Genomic DNA, 19,489 nt, shown 5'->3' on the forward strand with positions numbered 1-19,489 from the left:
TTGTCATGAATTCAAACTCTTTTCCCCCTTTGGCTCAACGCAGTTTGCAGACTGTCTGGCATCCTTGCACGCAAATGCAGCATCACGATCACGGTGTGCCGCTGCTGGCAATCAAACGCGCCTCGGGTGCCTGGCTATATGATGTCGACGGCAATGCCTATCTGGACGCCATCAGCTCCTGGTGGGTGAATCTGTTTGGACATAGCCACCCGCATCTGGTGCAGGCAATTAGCGATCAGGCTCAGCAACTGGATCACATCATGCTCTGTGGCCTGACTCATGAGCCGGTTGTGCAGCTTTCCGAACGATTGGCCGCCTTGAGCAGCCATCGTCTGGGGCATGCTTTTTATGCCAGCGACGGCGCTTCTGCCGTGGAAATTGCTCTGAAACTGAGCGTGCATTACTGGCGTAACCAGGGGCAGGAACACAAGCACCGTTTTGTCGGCATCGCGCAGGGATACCACGGCGAAACGCTGGGCGCGCTGGCCGTCACCGATGTGCCTTTGTTCCGGGAAAATTACGGTGCGCAACTGGGCCAGCACTACACGGCAGCCAGTCCCGATCTGCGCCAGGCCCATAGCCCGGACGAACACCACCCGGTTACCGCAAAGGCACTGCAATCGTTGGAACAGATTCTGGAGAGTCATCACGACATTGCCGCCGTGATTCTGGAGCCGCTGGTGCAATGCGCGGCTGGCATGCAGATGCACTCCCCCGACTATCTGCGCGGGGTGCGTGAGCTGTGCGACCGCTATCAGGTGCATTTGATTCTGGACGAGATTGCCGTGGGTTGCGGGCGTACCGGCACCTTCTTTGCCTGCGAGCAGGCTGGCATCTGGCCTGATTTGCTGTGCTTGTCCAAGGGAATTACCGGCGGCACGCTGCCCTTGTCCGTGGTGCTCTCCAGCCCCATGATTTATCAAGGGTTTTATGACTCGGATTTGCGCCGCGGGTTTTTACACTCCCATTCCTACACCGGCAATCCCTTGGCCTGCCGCGCTGCGTTGGCAACCCTGGATCTGTTCCAGCAATACCCCGTTTACGAACTGCAAAAAACACTGGCTCAAGCACTTGATGAAGGCTTGCACACGCTGAAACTGCACTCTCCCAAGATGCAGCATCTGCGCCGCTGCGGGGTGATCTGGGCCTTTGACCTGGACACAGGCCCGGCTCGTTACGATCACCAGGGCTTTGCCCGACGCTTTTACCGCTCTGCCCTGCAGCAAGGACTCATGCTGCGCCCTATCGGCAATACGGTATACCTGATGCCCGGCTATTTATGGGGCACGCAAGAGGTGGAGCATTGCCTGAATGGCTTGGGTCAGTTGTTGAGGGAATACGCATGAAAGCCTGCTTTGTGACTGGCACGGACACGGAGATTGGCAAAACACTGGTCAGTTCCGCCTTACTTCATTTGCTAAGCCAAAGCGGCGCACGCACGCTGGGCATCAAGCCTATTGCGTCGGGAGCCGAGGAAACAGAAGGCCGTCTGCATAACGAAGATGTGGACGCGCTGGCCCGGCACTCCAGCCTGAAGCTGGCACCGGCAACCTTGACACCGTACCTGTTTGAGCCCGCTGCGGCTCCCCACATCCTGGCCGATCAAGCGGGAATCGAACTAGACCCAGCGTTGATCAAAAACATGGTTCAAGCGGCGACGGAACATGCCGACTATGCCATCGTGGAAGGAGTGGGCGGTTTCATGCTACCCCTGGGACAGGGGCGAACAGGTATCGATTTAGCACAGGCTTTGCAGCTCCCTGTCGTTCTGGTGGTGGGTCTGCGTTTGGGCGCTTTGAATCACGCGCTACTGACGGCTCAGGCCATACGCGCCAGCGGTTTGAGCGTGCTGGGCTGGGTGGCCAACCTCATCGACCCGGAGATCCCTTATGCCAAGGAAAACCTGCAGACGCTGCATGACTATCTACCCGGCCCTTGCCTGGGCGTCATTCCCAGACTGAGCGCTACAAGGCTGGATGACCGTATTCAGCAAGCGGCACAGCATCTTCAGTCACCTTGGCACAATGAAGACCAGGCAGATTCAAAAAGGCCTAAACAAAGTAGCTGCCCACGGTTCCCAGCAACGCCACGCCCAGCAGCAAGCACAGCGCTCCACCCAGCGCAAAGCGCCAGGCAGGATTGATGAACCAGGCGTCCACACCGCGATTTAACAAACGCAGAGGCCACGGTCTCTGCACGCGGCTCATTGCCTCTTGTTGCAAACGGGTACGCAGGCGACCCACCTGCTCCTCACTGATTGCATCCATGGCTTCCCACTCCAACTTCCAGCGCAGAAAAGCAGCCTGATGCTCGGGATCAATCGTCAACCAGGCGCGAAAGGCAGACTGGCTACGGGCATCGTTCTGATACTGGGGCTCGTGCTGTTTGAGCAGCCAATTCAAGGCCTGCTCATCAATGTGCTGCAGGTGCTCCTCCTTACACATACGAGCCCGCCGAACGTGGCATCGCCCCATCTACCCGATGGAACCGCGCCGGATCATGACGACACGCCCGCATGGTCATGCGTATATAGTGCTCCACCATTCGTGAACTTGTGCCCATTCGAGTGGCGATCTCTTTATAGCTCAGGCCCTCGAAACGATGCAGCACAAAAGCTTCGCGGTGACGACGAGGCAACGCCTCAATCAGCGCCAGCAGTCGAGCCTGCGGCTCTGAAGAAGCGGAATCATCAGCTTGTTGGCCCCGCCGCGTAGGCAAACACAAGCGTAAACCATGACGGAAAAACAATTTCAGCATGGGCGACTCCTCAATGCACTAAACGATAATAGTTCCTATTATCTTTACTGTTTTATGGAAAGTCCAGCCCTCCTCGATACAGCTCCACCCCGCTCATCCACCCAAACGGATGAGGGCAAGGCTTCTTACGAGCAATCATAGACTTCACCGGAAACGCACCGGCACTCCCAACTAACCCAACGGCATTCCGTGCAGCCATTGAGCGGTCTTTACCTGAGCGGCAGCAGACTCATGAGGTGAACAGCCTGGCTGTGGACTCAATGACTTAGCATCAAGCCCGGTCAGGACGAATGGCGGACATAAAAAAAGCCCTGGCAATAACCAGGGCTTTTTCCAGACGGCTCGCAGGCCGACTCAAGACAATCAACTACCGGGACGCAGATTGGTGGACAGCACATTGATAATGCGCTTGGCCGTCGCTGTCGTCTGCTCCTGACCTTGCTGATCCAGCACGGTCACGCGGGTACCGGCTCCTTGGGCACGCAGCTTGATGCGGAACGGCGTGGCTTCGGCCGTATTGCGACTGCCAAAGATGCGGCCAAAAATGTTTTGCTGTTCAATCTTCTCGCCCGTATCCGAATCCAGATAGCGAATAAAGAACTCACCCGCAGAGCGGTCACGATCCTCAACCGAGAAACCGGCCGAATCGATAGCCACGCCGACACGACGCCAGGCTCGATCAAAGGACTCGTTCAGCAGCAGCTCTGCCTGATCGCCCTTGTCCGAAGCCTGAACCTGAACGCTGGACGGGTCCTTGGCGGCGTTGGCCACCTGCTCACGAGCGGTTTCAATATCCGATCCCAGGAAGACCATCATGCGAGCCAGCATGGCCGCGTTCAGACCCGGATCCTCTTTGGCGAACACCCATTTAAAGGCGGTGCCATCCGCGGTGGGCGTCTCTTCCATGTGTTGATGGGAGACGTAGATTTCGGTCTTGTCGCCAACACGCTCAAAGCGGGTACGGAAGCGGTCACGTTCACCGCTGTCAAAGACCTGATCGATAATGGAACCCAAGGCGCTGCGAATCCAGCTTTCAGGAATCTTGGCCCGGTTCTCTGCCCAGTCGGTCTGGATCAGGCCGGCACGGGGGTCCTGCGACTGAATGGTGAACCCGTTATCACCCCAGAAATCAATAATACGGGGAAACAGATCCTCCACGGGGCGGTCGACAACCAGCCAGCGCAGATCACCGTCACGCATCACCTTGATAGCGTCGGATTGCGGCAAAATCTGATCGGCTCCGCCTTTGGCTTGCTGCGCATTTTGACCTTGCGAGTAAACCGAATAGGAGGTCACCCCTTCTGGGGCACGATAGTGGGCATCGCGGTTGGCCTGGGTCAGATCCGGCGGAATGCTCAAGGGATCGCCCGCAACCGTACTCTTGTAATTCACCGACTCGCCCCGGCCCATTATCTGGTCCACCGTGGAGCAGCCCGACAGCACCAACAGGCTCAGAGACAGCCCGATCAGGCTTTTATTAACTGGCTTAGCAATCATGGAAGAAGATCCGCAAGTTTCAAGGATTGACGCAGCAATTCGTGATGCTGTGCATTTAACGGCGTCAATGGTAAACGATATCCCAGCTGAGTAAGGCCCATTTCTGCAACGGCCCATTTCACGGGAATGGGGTTAGCCTCGACAAACAGGTTCTTGTTCAAACCTGCCAAAAAGGCATTCAAACGGCGTACCGTGGGTACATCCATATCCAGAGCGGCCTGACACAACTGGCTCATCAGGCGTGGCGCCACGTTGGCCGTCACGGAAATATTGCCCTTGGCGCCCAGCAGGATATACGAAGCAGCCGTAGGATCATCGCCGCTGACCACAATAAAATCTTCCGGCGCATCACGCAGCAGCAGTCCACCGCGCGCCAGATCGCCGGTTGCATCCTTGATGCCAATGATGTTGGGAATCTGCGCAAGACGCAGCACGGTGTCATTTTGCAGGTCTGCGACCGTGCGGCCTGGCACGTTATACAGGAATTGGGGCAATTCCACCGCTTCTGCAATAGCGCGGAAATGCTGGTACATCCCTTCCTGGGTAGGGCGATTGTAATAAGGCACCACCGACAAACCGGCGTCTGCACCCACTTCCTGCGCATGACGCGACAGCTCGATGGCTTCACGGGTGGAGTTGCCACCGACTCCGGCAATCACGGGAACACGACCGGCGGCGTGCTCTACAGCCACCTTGATCAGTTCGGCATGCTCATCGACCGACACCGTAGGCGACTCGCCCGAGGTTCCAACGACCACCAGCACACGTGTTCCTTCCTGTATGTGCCAGTCGATCAGCTTTCGGTAAGCGGCAAAATCCAGACCCCCATTGGGATCCATGGGTGTAACAAGGGCAACCATGCTGCCCTGAAAATTGGAAATAGCAGAGTCCGAACTTGCCATGATGAGATGAATCTCCGGGTTTAAGGCCCAACAGCCCAAAAAAATATTGACTCACAAGTTTAACGGATAAGCCGTTAAATCATAAGAACCATTTCAATACGCCTTCGCCCAGGGCAATCAAAGGACGCATCAGTGTCCAAAGCACGCCAGTGAACATCAGCAAGATCAGAATAACCATGCCGTAAGGCTCAATACGGGAGTAATGATAGGCCAAACGATCCGGCAAGAGACTAAATACGATACGGCCGCCATCCAAGGGCGGCAGGGGCAACAGATTCAAGGCCATCAAGACCAGATTGACCTGTACGCCTGCAATGGCCATACCCATCCAGAAGCGGCTGTCGCCCTGCCCCAGCTTGACCATCAAGTGTGCGTACAAGACCCACAGAATCGCCATCAGCATATTGGAAGCCGGTCCGGCAAGAGCCACCCAGAGCATGTCACGTTTGGGGTTGCGCAAGCGCCCCCAATCGACCGGTACCGGCTTGGCCCAGCCGAACAAAATGCCGCCCATTCCCATGAGTGCGCTGGACAGCAAGAGCACGGCAGGCACCACAATCGTGCCGATAGGGTCGATGTGGCGCAAGGGGTTCAAACTGATGCGTCCGGCCAGCATGGCGGTCGGGTCGCCAAACATGCGGGCGACATAACCGTGAGCCGCTTCATGCAAGGTGATGCCGAAAATGACTGGCAGAGCATAGACCGTCAAGGTCTGTATAAAAGAGTCCATGGTGATCCTTGGTCCAGGCCGGCAACTGATCCGATTGTGCATGCACACGGATCAGTCGCCTGCAAACAGCCCGTCTGATTGAGACAGCGAGTGCTGCCTCAAGGTTCAGAATTGAAACACGGATAGGCACCTGGACGCGAGTTTTGTGCAAACCCGGAGTTCAGGACAAGCCCAAGGTAGCAGGATCACCCGAACCACGACGCTGCACTTGCGGCGTAGGGCCGGTCAGATCAATCACAGTGGTTGCCTGCAAGGGGCACGGTCCGCCATCCACAACCGCGGCCAACTGATGCGCATAACGGTCCAGAATTTCCTGGGCATCATTTAAGGGCTCGTCCTCGCCCTCGGGAATCAGGGTGGTGGAAATCAAGGGGCTGCCCACCTGTTCCATCAGAGCCAGAGCCACTTTCTGATTGGGAACCCGAATACCGATCGTCTTGCGAGAGGGGTGGGACACGCGACGGGGCACCTCCTTGGTCGCTTCCAGAATAAATGTCCACGGACCGGGGGTAGCCATTTTCAGCAGGCGGTACTGCGGGTTGTCCACTTTGGCAAAGTGGCTGATCTCGGCCAGATCACGGCACAGCAAGGTCAGATGGTGGCGATCGTCCAAGCCACGCAGGCGCCGCAGGTTATCAGCGGCGGACTTGTCGTCCAGACGGGCGACTACGGCATAGCTGGAGTCAGTAGGAATGGCCAGCAGCCCTCCCTTAGCCAGTAGTTCGGCGGCCTGGGCCAATGCGCGGGGTTGAGGATTTTCGGGATGAACGACGAATAATTGAGACATATCGCGCTTCCTTGCTATTACGAGGGAAAAACATTAAACCTGAGTCACACACTGCCCGGCAAGACCGGGGCGGGGTTCAGGGTCGAGGTATTCTTGCACAGGTGTTGCACTATTTAAAAAAAGCGTGCTAGAATACATTTTTTACTTCACAGCAAGCCTTAAACGGCAAGCAACAAGTAAAAGCAGTAAATTAGTAAGTACTTAATATGTACTGTTAATACGTACTGCACCAAACAGTGGTGACCGTAGCTCAGTTGGTAGAGTCCCGGATTGTGATTCCGGTTGTCGTGGGTTCGAGCCCCATCGGTCACCCCAAAATTTACCGCTTCCCAGGTTTTGCGTATCTCCTTAAAGGGTGACAAAATCAGGAACTGGAAAAATACTTGAAAGCCCGCCTCGTAGCGGGCTTTTTTGCGTTGGTTCATCGTAGCAAGTTTGGCACCTTCACACACTCCCGACAAGTTCAGGCTGGACAATAAACTGTGTTCGATTGTGAACCTCGGACACGCCCTACCCAAGGCTCACTCCGCCTCTATCAGAAGGGACAGTACGACATATCAAGGCGCCCGGACCTCTTCATTTTTTTTCTGCACTCGCCCTTTGTAATAGAAACTGGCACAAAACCACGCTTTCTTATACTCTAATCTGTCCCATTTTCTGGAAATTTGCTGATGACATTCGGTTTCCCCTGCTGGGATCAGGCACCCGCTAACTGGGACTGGCTTGCACAAGATGAAGACGGCCAATGGTTTTGGTATGGCGTCCAGCCCAGTCCTGGAATAGGCGGAGGCGTCTGGCGCTCCCCTTCCCGTCTGCAACAGTTTGCCGCTCGCGGCAAACCAAACCCATCCTGGATGCACAGCCTTTACCAACGCCCGGACCTGCCCGACCAGAAGCGGAACAGCTAACACCATGCAAGAGCACTTGATCCATCTGCGCGCCCTGCTGCACGACTACTGGCCGCACCTGGCGCTGGCACTCAGCGTGATCCTGGGCGCATCTGCAGCCATTCATGCCGCCATGACCAAAAACGATGTCCGCGCGGCCATCAGTTGGGTTGGCGTCATCATCATGTCGCCCTTGTTAGGGCCATTTCTGTACCTGATCGCCGGCATCAACCGGGTACGTAGACAAAGCCGCCTCGAACACAGCGCGGACGTGTTTTATGAACAGGTTACCTATTTACACCCCCCAGTCTCTGACATTGGCGCACTGGTGGGCGCCCCGTTTCGGTCCCTGCAGATCCTGGGAGACCGTGTCAGCCGCAGTCAACTACGCAACGGCAATAATGTGCGGGTTTTGCTGGGCGGCGATCAGGCCTACCCCGCCATGCTGGAAGCCATCGAACAGGCTCGCAACACGATTGCCTTGCAAAGCTATATTTTTGATAGCGATCGCCTGGGCCAGGAATTTGTCAGCGCCCTGTCACGCGCGCACCAGCGAGGCGTGCAGATTCGGGTGCTGGTCGATGCCATTGGCGCTAAATACTCACGCACCCCCATTGTGCGACTGTTGCGCCGTGAGGGCATACGCTGCGCTCTCTTCATGACCAACCCCCTGGGCTTTTTGCGCATGCCCTACGCCAATCTGCGCAGTCACCGCAAACTCCTGATTGTGGATGGCACTGTGGGCTTTACCGGGGGCATGAACCTGCGCGAGTCCTTTATGGCGCAATATAGCGACGGCAAACCGTCCCAGGACACGCACTTTCGCCTGGAAGGCCCGGCTGTCATGCAATTGCTGGCGTCATTTCGACACGACTGGCAATTTACCACTCGCGAGGATCTGTCGCCGGACTATTGGCATGCCAGCGCCACGCCCGCCCCCCGGCCTCATGTGCCAGCCCGATGCATTGCTTCCGGCCCTGACCGCTTCATGGCCAGCACCCACCACATGCTGCAAGGTGCGTTTGCCATCGCACAACGCCATATCCGTATCCAGTCCCCCTATTTCCTGCCCGACCAGATTCTATTGGGAGCTCTGAACACGGCGGCGCGGCGTGGCATACAGGTAGACATCGTGATTCCAGGGCAGAACAACCTGCGTCTGGTCAATTACGCCATGACGGCCCAGCTCGACCAGGTGCTACGCGCGGGCTGTCGGGTCTGGCGCGCCCGGGGGCCATTCAATCATTCCAAACTCATGACCATTGATGGCGTCTGGTCCTATATCGGCTCATCCAATCTGGACCCTCGTAGCCTGCGCTTGAACTTTGAGCTGGACGTGGAAATCTACAGCCGAGACACCGCACGCCAGATCCAGAACCTGATTGACCTGGAAATTGAAGACGCCGAAGCCGTCAGCCTGGAATCCCTGAATGCCATTGGCTTTGGCAAGCGCTTGCGCAATCGGCTGATCTGGTTAGCCAGTCCCTATTTGTAGGGTACGTGCATGCAAAACTGCTGCAAAGATCAAGAAAGCCCCTGGCTGGCATAATCTTTCAGTGCGCTTGTACACCCACCCTTTATAATCAAGCGCTTAACCGGTCAACACAGACAGGCGTGCCGCTCTCACACAGCCTTGAGCGCCTTTAAAAAAACAATGTCCGAGCTTTCTTATTCCGACCTGGCCCACTGGGCCGCCCACCATCTGGAAAACCGCCCTCCGCGTGCCAAGTCCCTGGTCATGACCCTGTTTGGCGATGTGATTCGCCCGCATGGCGGCAAACTCTGGCTGGGCAGCCTGATCCAGTTGCTGGCGCCCTTTGGGATCAGCGACCGGCTGGTACGCACCAGCGTGTACAGACTGGCCGAGGAGGGCTGGCTGAGCGCGCAACGTGAAGGGCGGCGCAGCCAGTACACCTTGCGGCCCGAAGCCAGCCAGCGCTTTGAGCATGCGTATCAACGCATTTACACCCCAACCTATCTGGCGTGGGATGGCCAATGGACGCTGGTCTTTAGCATGCCCAGCCTGATGATGAACTCCAAGCAGCGGGCGGACCTGCGCAAGGAGCTGCTGTGGGAAGGTTTTTGCGCCTTATCACCCACCGCTTTCCTGCACCCCAACCCCGATCACACGATTCTGGATTACATCCTGCAGGCCACCCAGGCCCAGTCGCAAGTCTATGTGGCCAAGTTGGAACCCTCGCAACTGCCTCAGACGCGCCCTCTGTCGCAACTTATTCAAGACAGCTGGGATCTGGCGCAGGTTGCCAGCGGCTATGGGCAGTTCATACAACGTTTCGCGCCTGCCCTGAACATGCTGGACGCCGGCCACCCCTACGATGACCAGTTGGCATTTGTCATTCGCACGCTCTTGATTCACGAGTTCCGTCGCATCCAACTGCACGACCCCCAGTTGCCCATCGAACTGTTGCCGACAGGCTGGGCAGGAAAACAGGCTTACGAGCTGTGCCGGGATGTATATCGTCAGGTCTGCGGCAAGGCAGAACGCTATATCCTGTCTACCTTGCGTGCCGAGGATGAGCAGGCGCCCGAGGCCGCCGCCTACTTCTACGAACGCTTTGACGGCCTGCCTGTCCCCTGCGAAACCCAGAGCTGAACTCAAGACTTGGTCCGGCGCACGGCCCAGGCATTGAGGCGGAAAAAAACGGGCGGCTGTGATTGCCATCACGGAGCAGCCCGCATCAGGTTGTGCGGCTCAAATCAAACTCAGCGTCAAGGGCCTTGCCGTGACATGACGCACAGCCCAGGTCTTTGCGTCGGGTTCTGGGTTTGGGTGTCGTCGGTTGGGCTTGGGATCGAGGCTTGAGCTTGGGACCCGCATGGTTGCAATCGTATCGCCAGGGCCGCATTGCGTTCAGTCATCGCCCAGTCGCTTCAATAGCGCTTTACCGCGCCCGACTTGACGCGTGCATCGCACATCGAACAAAAAACACCCCAAAAGTTGGACAGGTCGCCAACCTTTGAGGTGTCGTTCACCTACCGGTTTTTCTTACACCCACAAAACCAGCTAAGGCCGCCAGACACAGGCATTCAGCCCGGTCTGGCAGGAAGGTTTAATGCGCAGAAGCCGCTTCTGCTCCCACACCCGTTTCGGAACGCACGGACTGCCCCTCGAAACCAGCACGGTCAATCTCGGCACGCGGACTACGATCAGTGATCGAGAAGAACCAGATTGCCAGGAAGGCCAATGGCATGGAGAACAACGCTGCCGACGCGTATGGGAAGGGCGCGGAGCCGGCAGGATTGCCCAAAGTGGCTTCCCATACCGAGGGGGAGAGCAACGTCAGCACTAGGGCCACGACCAGGCCCAGGAACCCACCTATCGTGGCGCCACGTGTCGTACATCCTTTCCACAAAATGGACAGGAACAAGACCGGGAAGTTGGCCGAGGCGGCAATCGCAAAGGCCAGTGACACCATGAAAGCAATGTTCTGTTTCTCGAAAATAATGCCCAACAACACCGCAATCACCCCCAGTGCCAGGGTGGTTGCACGAGACACGCGCATGACTTCCTCATTGCTGGCTTCGCCTTTCTTGATCAGCGTGGAATACAGATCATGCGACACAGCCGACGTACCCGACAGGGTCAAGCCCGCCACTACGGCCAGAATCGTGGCAAAGGCGACGGCCGACATAAAGCCCAGGAATACATCGCCACCGACCGCATCTGCCAGGTGCACAGCAGCCATATTGGAGCCACCAATCAGGTCGCCGCCCACTTCCAGGAAACGGGGGTTGGTCGACACCAGCACGATTGCGCCAAAGCCAATGATGAAGGTCAGGATGTAAAAGTAGCCGATCCAGGTGGTTGCCCAGAACACGGATTTACGTGCTTCCTTAGCATCAGGCACCGTAAAAAAGCGCATCAGAATGTGCGGCAGGCCTGCCGTACCGAACATCAGGGCCATACCAAAGGAAATCGCGCTGATCGGGTCCTTGATGAAATTGCCCGGGCCCATGATGGCCTGGCCGATGGTCGCCGCCTGAGCAGCATCCTTGCCGGCAGCAAGCGCGGCCTCGGTCTTGACCTGAACCGCCGCGGCAAACAGCTTTTCTGGCGAGAAACCATATTGCGCCAGCACCATGATGGCCATAAAAGAGGCGCCAAACAGCAGCAGGCCCGCCTTGATGATCTGTACCCAGGTGGTGGCCGTCATGCCGCCAAATAGCACGTAAACCATCATCAGCACACCCACCAGCACCACGGCAACCCAATATTCCAGACCAAACAGCAGTTTGATCAACTGGCCTGCACCCACCATCTGGGCAATCAGGTAAAAGAGCACCACCACCAGCGTGCCGGACGCCGCAAAGGCACGAATGGGGCCTTGGCGGAAACGATAGGCTGCCACGTCTGCAAAGGTGAATTTACCCAGATTACGCAGCTTTTCTGCCAGCAAGAATGTGATGATGGGCCAGCCCACCAGAAAACCGATGGAATAGATCAGGCCATCATAGCCATTGATCATCACCGCAGCGGAAATACCCAGAAAGGACGCCGCGGACATATAGTCACCGGCAATGGCCAGTCCGTTTTGAAAGCCGGTGATGCCGCCGCCCGCCGTATAAAAGTCCGAGACCGACTTGGTGCGCGCTGCCGCCCATTTGGTAATCCACAGCGTCGCCAGCACAAAGACGGCGAACATACCGATGGCCGTCCAGTTGGTCGCCTGCTTTTGCAGCTCGCCCAGATCGCCACCCGCTGCCCACAAGGCAGGACTGGCCAGCAACAGCCCCAGAGCCAGGCCGGAACGAAGATAGGAACGCTTCATTTACGCACCTCCTCAAGCACTTCCTTGGCCATCTGGTCGAATTTGGTATTGGCGCGCCAGACATAAATGCCCGTAATCACAATTGCCAACACAATCACGCCAAAACCGATAGGAATGCCCAGGGTCATGACGCCCTCACCCAAGCGTGTGGCAAACAGCTCCTTGTCGAACGCAATAATGCCGATATAGCTGTAGTAAGCCACCAGCATGACGATGGTGAGTATCCAGCCCAGCCGCAGCCGGGTCTTGACCAGTTTTTGATAGCGAGGATTGGCCGTAATCCGACCTACAAGGGGGTCTTGCATAGTTTGTCTCCGCATTGTTCTGAACGCCTTGTTCGCTGGCGTATCTTATTGAACCGGCCCAGCCCTCACAGGCTGAAAACGGCGTTATGAAGACGCCTGCCGACGTCTATGCGGTGAACATTAGAGCTCGACACTTACACCATACTTACTAACTGCGTCTCCTCAGGGTTATGCCTAGGACAGACTAAATGCCCTCCAGAAAAAACCGCCATAAAGTCGGTCATATTCCTTATGCAACATGGGGTTGGAGAAAATAACGACCCCGTTGACACGAGCAGCCACAAGCCCCCGATCCAGACCGGAAAGGGACAAAGTGTGCACGGAAAAGGGTAAGGTTGGCGCGGGTGGAGGGGTTCGAACCCCCGGCCCCAGGCTTAGAAGGCCTGTGCTCTATCCAACTGAGCTACACCCGCCAGGTGATGGCGGCATCACCCACACGATCAGGCGATGCACTGTCTCGAAATAAAAGTCCTGTATGAACAAGAATTTATTTCAGCCCTATTGTTGAGAAAATAGCGGCTACAAAAGACAATCGAGTATTTTAGCCTGAAAAGCGGTTTTAGATAAGCCGCAAGCTCATCAGAGTGTCAATACTGTAAGAAAAACAATTATAAGTAGTATTTTTAATCCTAAATGGTACAGTCGTGTACGGATTAACCCGTTTTCCTGGACTCTTTTTCATGCCGACCACAAAGAAACTAAGCAAGCACTCTTTAATACTATCGGCCCCTCTTTTTATCTTGAGCACAATTCTGAATACCGCACAGGCAGGTATTACCTACCAGTTGCGCCAAGTGCAGGCCAGTTCGGGCGAAAGCGTCAATATTGACGCCATCGTCTACAACGACACAGGCAGTCTGATGACCTGGACCGCCCCACGCAACCTGGTTTTGCAGTGGCGCGACGGTAAGGGTAACGTGATCCGCAGTCTGGCTGAACTGGTCAATGCCCGCCCCCGAGCCTCCATCCCCACCAACAACTTCACCGCTTACAGTTGGCGCGCCGTGGTCCCCAATGGGCTGACGGGCCTGCAAGCAGTGAATATTGAAGGTGAGCGCGTGATGCTGGCTCTGGACACCAATCCGCAGGCCCGCAGCCCGATTACCTCGCAGCCAGCCAATGGCGCGGTCGTGAATGCAGGCGCCGGAAACGACCCACGAGTCGTCGATCCTGCCCTGCCCTACGCTCAGGCCGTCGCTGCGGGCGCTCAGCCCGAAGGGCCCGCCATCATCAGCGGACAAGGGCTCAAACCTGCCAACTCCAGCTTTGAAAACTTCAGCAATGCCATCTCGGCCCATGACCCGACCTATTTTATTGTCGGCAACAAAGGCGGCAACAATGCCCGCTTCCAGCTAAGCTTCAAATACCGCCTGCACTCGCCCCAAGACCCGAGCAACCCCAAATTCTACGACCACTTCTATATTGGTTATACCCAAACCGCGTTGTGGGATTTGCATGCCGACTCCAAGCCCTTTGTCGACACCACCTACCGCCCCAGCCTGTTCTGGCGTAAAGACTCCATCTGGGAGTCCGAGCAAAAACGCCTGTTCATGGGCCTGGCAAGCGGGTATGAGCACTCCTCCAACGGCAAGTCAGGCGACGATTCCCGCTCCATGAACGAGGTCTTTATCCAGCCTGAGTTCAATTACCGCTTTGACCACGGTGCCACCCTGACGTTTGCCCCCCGTATCAAACACTATGTGTTCATGGGCGAGAACGCCGACTGGGCGCACTATCGGGGTCGCTATGACTGGAAGCTGCGCTACGCTCAGGACAACGGGCTGGTTTTGTCGGGCATGTACAACAAAGGGGCTGGCAGCCGCAATACACATGAGTTCTCGATCGCCTGGCCACTGAACCGTACCCCCTTGAACATGAACGGTTATATCTACGGCCAATACTTCTCTGGCTATGCAGAAACCATGCTGGGCTACCGTGACCGCTCTTCACAATTTCGCATCGGTCTGGCTCTGGTACCCTAAGATCCCTTACAGCAGTCCCCCACCGCGTCGGCTCCCCATGCCGGCGCGGGCCATATCGTGGTCACAGGCCTGAATCAGAAAGCGCTGAAACAAGGCGACCAGTCCTTCGGGCTCCCGCTCTTTCGGCCACAACAAGCCTACCTCCACAGACTCCACCGGATCGTGAATGCCGATGGCCTGGATGCGCTTGCCCTCCAGTGACCAGGGACGATAGACCATATCCGACAAAATCGTCACCCCGAAACCATAAGCCACCAGCCCCCGCACGGCTTCCAAAGAGCGCGTGCGCATGGCGACACGCTCCGGAAAGCCTGGGCTGCCCCAATGACGCCTGGCGGCCGCATCCGCATCGTCCACAGTCAGAAAAATATAAGGGTAGTGGTTGATTTGCGCCAAGGACACACTGGACTCATTGGCCAGGGCATGCTGGTCCGACACCCATAAACGACGACGGGAGCTGCTCAGTCGATGATGCCCGTACATGGCCAGATCACTGATATTGGACAAGATCGCTACCCCCAGATCGATGCGCTCGCTTTGCAAGGCCGCTTCCATTTCGGGACGCTCCATGTCCACCAGCTCGATATCGATATTGGGGTAGCTATGTTTGAAGCGACTGATAAGGTCAGGCAGAAAATAGCCCAGAACCGTGTAGCCAGCCGCCACCCGAATCTGTCCTTCAATATTTTGACGCCGCAAATCGGCGTGATTCAGCGCATCACTGACGGCATCAATCACATGATGGGCATGATGAAAAAACGCCTGCCCTTGCGGAGTCAGCTCCACACCGTGCGGCAAACGCTCAAAGAGCGCCACATTCAACTGCCGCTCCAGGCTCTGGACTGCATTGCTGATCGCCGACTGCGAGACATTCTCGGCCTGAGCGGCCGCGGAGAACTGTCCGCTGACAGCGGCCGCAATGAAATAACGAAACTGCCGCAAGGTCACTTCGTGTTTCATAGCCATCCGTTTTTCAGATATCAGGTACTCGTAAATTTGATTTTACGATAACAAAAAGCTGCCCTAGACTAAAGCACAAACTAAAACAACTTGCACGAAAACCTTTCTTCCTGCAGGAGACAAACTCATGAATGCCCCTCTCCACAAACCTTACAAGGCCATGTTGGAATCCGTGTCCCTGGATGACAAATACACCGTCACCAAGGGGCGCGCCTATATGAGCGGAACCCAAGCTCTGGTGCGCCTGCCCATGCTGCAAAAAGAGCGTGACCGGCGCGCAGGCCTGAACACGGCCGGCTTTATCTCTGGTTACCGGGGCTCCCCATTAGGGAGCGTAGACCAAGCTTTATGGCAGGCCAGCAAACATCTCAAGGAACACGACATCGTGTTCAAGCCCGGTCTGAACGAAGATCTGGCCGCTACTGCTGTCTGGGGTAGCCAGCAGACCAATCTGTATCCCAGCGCCCGCTTCGATGGCACCTTTGCCATGTGGTATGGCAAGGGCCCAGGCGTGGACCGCTCCATGGATGTCTTCAAACACGCCAATTCGGCAGGCAGCTCACGCTACGGCGGAGTACTGGTACTGGCCGGCGATGACCACGGCGCCAAATCCTCCACGGTGGCCCATCAGTCCGATCACGTTTTCGCCGCGGCAGGCATCCCGGTGCTATACCCGGCCAACGTGCAGGAATATCTGGATTTTGGCCAGCACGGCTGGGCCATGAGCCGCTTCTCGGGCCTGTGGGTTGCCTTGAAGTGTGTCACCGAAGTAGTGGAATCCAATGCCTCGGTGGATCTGGACCCGGACAGCCTGAACATTATCCTGCCCGAAATCGAGGACATGCCCGCCGACGGCCTGAATATCCGCTGGCCAGACCCACCGCTGGCACAAGAAGCCCGCATGATGAATCACAAGTGGTACGCCGCGTTGGCGTATGTGCGCGCCAACAAGCTGAACCGCGTCGAGATTGATTCGCCCGACGCCCGTTTTGGCATCATGACTGCCGGCAAAGCTTACCTGGATACGCGGCAGGCCCTGGCCGATCTGGGCCTGTCTGACGAGCTGTGTGCCGAGCTGGGTATCCGGCTGTTCAAAGTAGGCTGTATCTGGCCTCTGGACGGCCAGGATGCTCGCCAGTTCGCAACAGGTCTGACCGAAATTCTGGTGGTAGAAGAAAAACGCCAGATCCTGGAATACGCCCTGAAAGAAGAACTGTACAACTGGCGCGATGATGTACGCCCTAAGGTCTACGGCAAGTTTGACGAGACCGAACACGGCGGCGGCGAGTGGTCGCTATCGCGCTCCCCCTGGCTGCTGCCCCCGCAAGGCGAACTGTCTCCGGCGATTATTGCGCGCGCTATTGCCCGTCGGCTCTGCACCATGGATATTTCCGAGGAATTGCGTGCCCGCATTCAAGCCCGCCTGGCGATTCTGGATGCCAAGGACCGCGAGGCCCGCATGCCCCGCGTCAGTGTCGAGCGCAAACCCTGGTTCTGTTCGGGTTGTCCGCACAACACCTCCACGCGCGTGCCCGAAGGCTCCCGCGCCATGGCCGGTATTGGCTGCCACTACATGACCGTCTGGATGGATCGCAGCACGTCCACTTTCAGTCATATGGGAGGTGAAGGGGTCGCGTGGATTGGCCAGCAACCCTTTACAGACGAAAAGCACGTTTTCGCCAATCTGGGCGACGGCACCTATTTTCATTCCGGCATCCTGGCTATTCGCGCCTCCATCGCCGCCAACTCCAATATCACTTACAAGATTCTGTACAACGACGCAGTGGCCATGACGGGCGGTCAACCTGTCGATGGCATTTTGAAGGTCACAGACGTCATCGCCCAGGTACATGCCGAGGGCGCGCGCAAAATTGTCGTGGTGACCGATGAGCCCGAAAAATTCAAGGGCGTCACTCTGGCGGGCAATCCGCCGGTTTATCACCGCGATGAACTGGACCGCGTCCAACGCGAACTGCGCGAAATACCGGGTACCACTATTTTGGTCTATGACCAGACCTGCGCGACCGAAAAGCGCCGTCGCCGCAAAAAGGGAACGTACCCGGACCCGGCCTTGCGGGCCTTTATCAATGACACGGTCTGTGAGGGCTGCGGTGACTGCTCGGTCAAATCCAACTGCCTGTCTGTCGAACCTCTGGACACCCCTCTGGGTTCCAAGCGTCGTATCAACCAGTCTTCCTGCAACAAGGACTTTTCGTGCGTCAACGGTTTTTGCCCCAGCTTTGTCACGCTGAAAGGGGCGCAAGTGCGCAAACCCGAGGCCCAGGGTCGTTCCCTGGAGTCCTTCAATCTGGCGGACCTGCCGTTACCCAAACTGCCTGACCTGGACAGAACCTACGGCATCTTGATCGCTGGCATTGGCGGCACCGGGGTGGTGACTGTCGGTGGCTTGCTGGGCATGGCTGCACATATCGAACAAAAAGGGGTCAGCGTTCTGGATATGGCAGGTCTGGCGCAAAAAGGCGGTGCCGTCCTGAGCCATGTGCAAATTGCGCGCCGCCCCGATCAACTGCATGCCACCCGTGTTCCAACCGGCGAGGCGTCCTTGCTAATTGGCAGTGATGCTCTGGTCAGCGCCTCTACCGACGTCCTGAGTCGGGTCAGCCGCGACCGCACGCACACCATTATCAATACGGCGGCCAGCCCGACCTCGGATCTGATCGGCAATGCACACTGGAAGTTTCCATTGCAAACCGCCTGCACGGACATTGAGAACGCCGTAGGCAAAGACATCCGCTATCTGGACGCCAACGCCCTGGCGGTACATGTCATGGGAGACGCCCTGTATGCCAACCCGATCTTGCTGGGTTATGCCTTTCAGCGCGGCTGGATTCCACTACACATGGACAGTCTGCTACGCGCGATCGAACTGAACGGAGTGGCCGTCAAAGCCAACCGCGAAGCATTCCAATGGGGTCGTCTTGCTGCAGAAAAAGGCATAGAAACCTTGATGGAAGGGGCCACGCCCAAAGCCCGCGCGGTCACCTTTCCCGAGAGCGTGCAGGCATTGATCAAGCGCATGGAAGCGCATCTGAGCGCCTACCAGAACCCGGCCTGGGCCCAACGTTATCGCGACGCCATCAAGCCGATCATGGAACGCGAGTCGCGTCTGGACCAGGACAAGACACTGCCGCTGACGCGTATCGCGGCCACGCAACTGGCCAAGCTGATGAGCTACAAGGACGAGTACGAAGTGGCCCGTCTCTACACCGACCCGGCCTTTCTGGACAAGCTGCGAGCGCAATTTGCAGGTGAACCCGGCAAGGACTACCAGATTCAGTACCATCTGGCCCCTCCGCTGCTGGGGCGCAAAAACAGTCAGGGCCAGCCCGTCAAAAGCAAGTTTGGCCCGTCAACCCGCCACTTGTTCAAGATTCTGGCCAGTTTGCGAGGTTTACGGGGAACCGCGCTGGATGTATTTGGCTATACCCAGGAGCGTCGTCAGGAGCGCCAAAACATTCAGGACTATCTGGCCGACCTGAATGAGGTCAGTGCGCACCTGGATGCAGACAATCTGGAAGTGGCTCTGCGCTGGCTCAACTATCCCGACCTGATCCGAGGCTATGGTCATGTCAAGGATGCGGGCCAGGTGAAAGCCTACGCCTTGCGCGAACAACAGCGCAGCCAGTTCCGTGCGCGTACGGAACCTAGCCAGCGCGTCGCCTGAACCCGCAGCCGGCCCTGAGCGCGGGGCCGGCTCTCTTGTCTCCTCCTTGACAGCAGCTTGTCCGTTCCGGCGAGCTGCTTTTTTTTGTCTGGCACGCCCCAGTCACACAGGCACCGTCCCCTGCCGTTAAGGGTATGAAGCCCCGCCACCCCATGGCTTGCCTGGCAAACTGACATACAATCGTGCAATTCGATGCCCGTGCCGCCA

The 19,489-nt window shown here is 57.1% G+C and carries 16 protein-coding genes and 2 tRNA genes; 8 read left to right on the forward strand and 10 right to left on the reverse strand.

The window, feature by feature from the left end; translation table 11 throughout:
* The first annotated feature begins 5 nt into the window (after positions 1-5).
* Entirely contained in the window at positions 6-1,346 is a 1,341-nt protein-coding gene (bioA, locus tag V6936_RS09020) for an adenosylmethionine--8-amino-7-oxononanoate transaminase (RefSeq protein WP_336579757.1), read from the forward strand.
* Positions 1,343-2,143 (forward strand): dethiobiotin synthase, encoded by an 801-nt coding sequence (gene bioD, locus V6936_RS09025; RefSeq protein WP_336579758.1) that lies wholly within the window; start codon positions 1,343-1,345, stop codon positions 2,141-2,143. The genes bioA and bioD overlap by 4 nt, the downstream gene beginning before the upstream one ends.
* Here bioD and V6936_RS09030 read toward each other — a convergent pair.
* The 6 genes from V6936_RS09030 to V6936_RS09055 all read right to left on the reverse strand — a co-directional run bounded on the left by V6936_RS09030 (position 2,052) and on the right by V6936_RS09055 (position 6,673).
* Positions 2,052-2,444, reverse strand: a complete 393-nt coding sequence (locus V6936_RS09030) for a FecR/PupR family sigma factor regulator (protein ID WP_336579759.1) — start codon at positions 2,442-2,444, stop codon at positions 2,052-2,054. The two genes, bioD and V6936_RS09030, sit on opposite strands and share 92 nt — an antisense overlap.
* Positions 2,437-2,757, reverse strand: a complete 321-nt coding sequence (locus tag V6936_RS09035) for a sigma factor-like helix-turn-helix DNA-binding protein (protein WP_336579760.1) — start codon at positions 2,755-2,757, stop codon at positions 2,437-2,439. Before V6936_RS09035 ends, V6936_RS09030 begins: the two co-directional genes overlap by 8 nt.
* Before the next feature lie 363 nt (positions 2,758-3,120).
* Positions 3,121-4,254: an outer membrane protein assembly factor BamC gene (gene bamC / locus V6936_RS09040; RefSeq protein ID WP_003802720.1), complete on the reverse strand. Its 1,134-nt coding sequence runs from the start codon at positions 4,252-4,254 to the stop codon at positions 3,121-3,123.
* Positions 4,251-5,156, reverse strand: coding sequence for a 4-hydroxy-tetrahydrodipicolinate synthase (gene dapA / locus V6936_RS09045; RefSeq protein ID WP_003802721.1), 906 nt, complete (start codon positions 5,154-5,156; stop codon positions 4,251-4,253). The genes bamC and dapA overlap by 4 nt, the downstream gene beginning before the upstream one ends.
* Before the next feature lie 79 nt (positions 5,157-5,235).
* Positions 5,236-5,886: a site-2 protease family protein gene (locus tag V6936_RS09050; RefSeq protein ID WP_003802722.1), complete on the reverse strand. Its 651-nt coding sequence runs from the start codon at positions 5,884-5,886 to the stop codon at positions 5,236-5,238.
* Between the two features lie 160 nt (positions 5,887-6,046).
* Positions 6,047-6,673, reverse strand: a complete 627-nt coding sequence (locus tag V6936_RS09055; protein ID WP_003802723.1) for an L-threonylcarbamoyladenylate synthase — start codon at positions 6,671-6,673, stop codon at positions 6,047-6,049.
* Positions 6,674-6,912: 239 nt separating this feature from the next.
* Here V6936_RS09055 and V6936_RS09060 point away from each other — a divergent pair.
* The 4 genes from V6936_RS09060 (at position 6,913) to paaX (ending at position 10,174) form a co-directional block, all read left to right on the forward strand.
* A tRNA-His gene (locus V6936_RS09060) sits at positions 6,913-6,988 on the forward strand.
* A gap of 356 nt (positions 6,989-7,344) precedes the next feature.
* Positions 7,345-7,581, forward strand: coding sequence for a hypothetical protein (locus V6936_RS09065; protein WP_039943531.1), 237 nt, complete (start codon positions 7,345-7,347; stop codon positions 7,579-7,581).
* A 4-nt stretch (positions 7,582-7,585) separates the two neighbouring features.
* Positions 7,586-9,055 (forward strand): phospholipase D-like domain-containing protein, encoded by a 1,470-nt coding sequence (locus V6936_RS09070; protein WP_003802724.1) that lies wholly within the window; start codon positions 7,586-7,588, stop codon positions 9,053-9,055.
* Between the two features lie 159 nt (positions 9,056-9,214).
* Positions 9,215-10,174: a phenylacetic acid degradation operon negative regulatory protein PaaX gene (gene paaX / locus V6936_RS09075; protein WP_003802725.1), complete on the forward strand. Its 960-nt coding sequence runs from the start codon at positions 9,215-9,217 to the stop codon at positions 10,172-10,174.
* 457 nt (positions 10,175-10,631) lie between these two features.
* Here paaX and V6936_RS09080 read toward each other — a convergent pair whose 3' ends face one another.
* The 3 genes from V6936_RS09080 to V6936_RS09090 all read right to left on the reverse strand — a co-directional run bounded on the left by V6936_RS09080 (position 10,632) and on the right by V6936_RS09090 (position 13,068).
* Positions 10,632-12,350, reverse strand: coding sequence for a cation acetate symporter (locus V6936_RS09080; RefSeq protein WP_003802726.1), 1,719 nt, complete (start codon positions 12,348-12,350; stop codon positions 10,632-10,634).
* Positions 12,347-12,655, reverse strand: a complete 309-nt coding sequence (locus tag V6936_RS09085) for a DUF485 domain-containing protein (RefSeq protein ID WP_003802727.1) — start codon at positions 12,653-12,655, stop codon at positions 12,347-12,349. Before V6936_RS09085 ends, V6936_RS09080 begins: the two co-directional genes overlap by 4 nt.
* A gap of 336 nt (positions 12,656-12,991) precedes the next feature.
* Positions 12,992-13,068, reverse strand: a tRNA-Arg gene (locus tag V6936_RS09090).
* 327 nt (positions 13,069-13,395) lie between these two features.
* Here V6936_RS09090 and V6936_RS09095 point away from each other — a divergent pair.
* Positions 13,396-14,637, forward strand: a complete 1,242-nt coding sequence (locus V6936_RS09095; RefSeq protein WP_336579761.1) for a phospholipase A — start codon at positions 13,396-13,398, stop codon at positions 14,635-14,637.
* Positions 14,638-14,643: 6 nt separating this feature from the next.
* Here the strand turns inward: V6936_RS09095 and V6936_RS09100 are convergent, their stop codons facing one another.
* On the reverse strand, positions 14,644-15,597 hold the full coding sequence (locus tag V6936_RS09100) for a LysR family transcriptional regulator (protein ID WP_202801533.1): 954 nt from the start codon (positions 15,595-15,597) through the stop codon (positions 14,644-14,646).
* Positions 15,598-15,724: 127 nt separating this feature from the next.
* Here V6936_RS09100 and V6936_RS09105 point away from each other — a divergent pair, with 127 nt between their 5' ends.
* Positions 15,725-19,282 carry an indolepyruvate ferredoxin oxidoreductase family protein gene (locus V6936_RS09105; RefSeq protein ID WP_336579762.1) on the forward strand — a complete coding sequence of 1,186 codons (3,558 nt, stop codon included), beginning with the start codon at positions 15,725-15,727 and terminating at the stop codon, positions 19,280-19,282.
* Positions 19,283-19,489 lie beyond the last annotated feature (207 nt).

Origin of the sequence: Alcaligenes sp. CHO6 (assembly GCF_037120595.1) — a bacterium.
In the GTDB taxonomy this organism is placed as follows: domain Bacteria; phylum Pseudomonadota; class Gammaproteobacteria; order Burkholderiales; family Burkholderiaceae_B; genus Alcaligenes; species Alcaligenes ammonioxydans.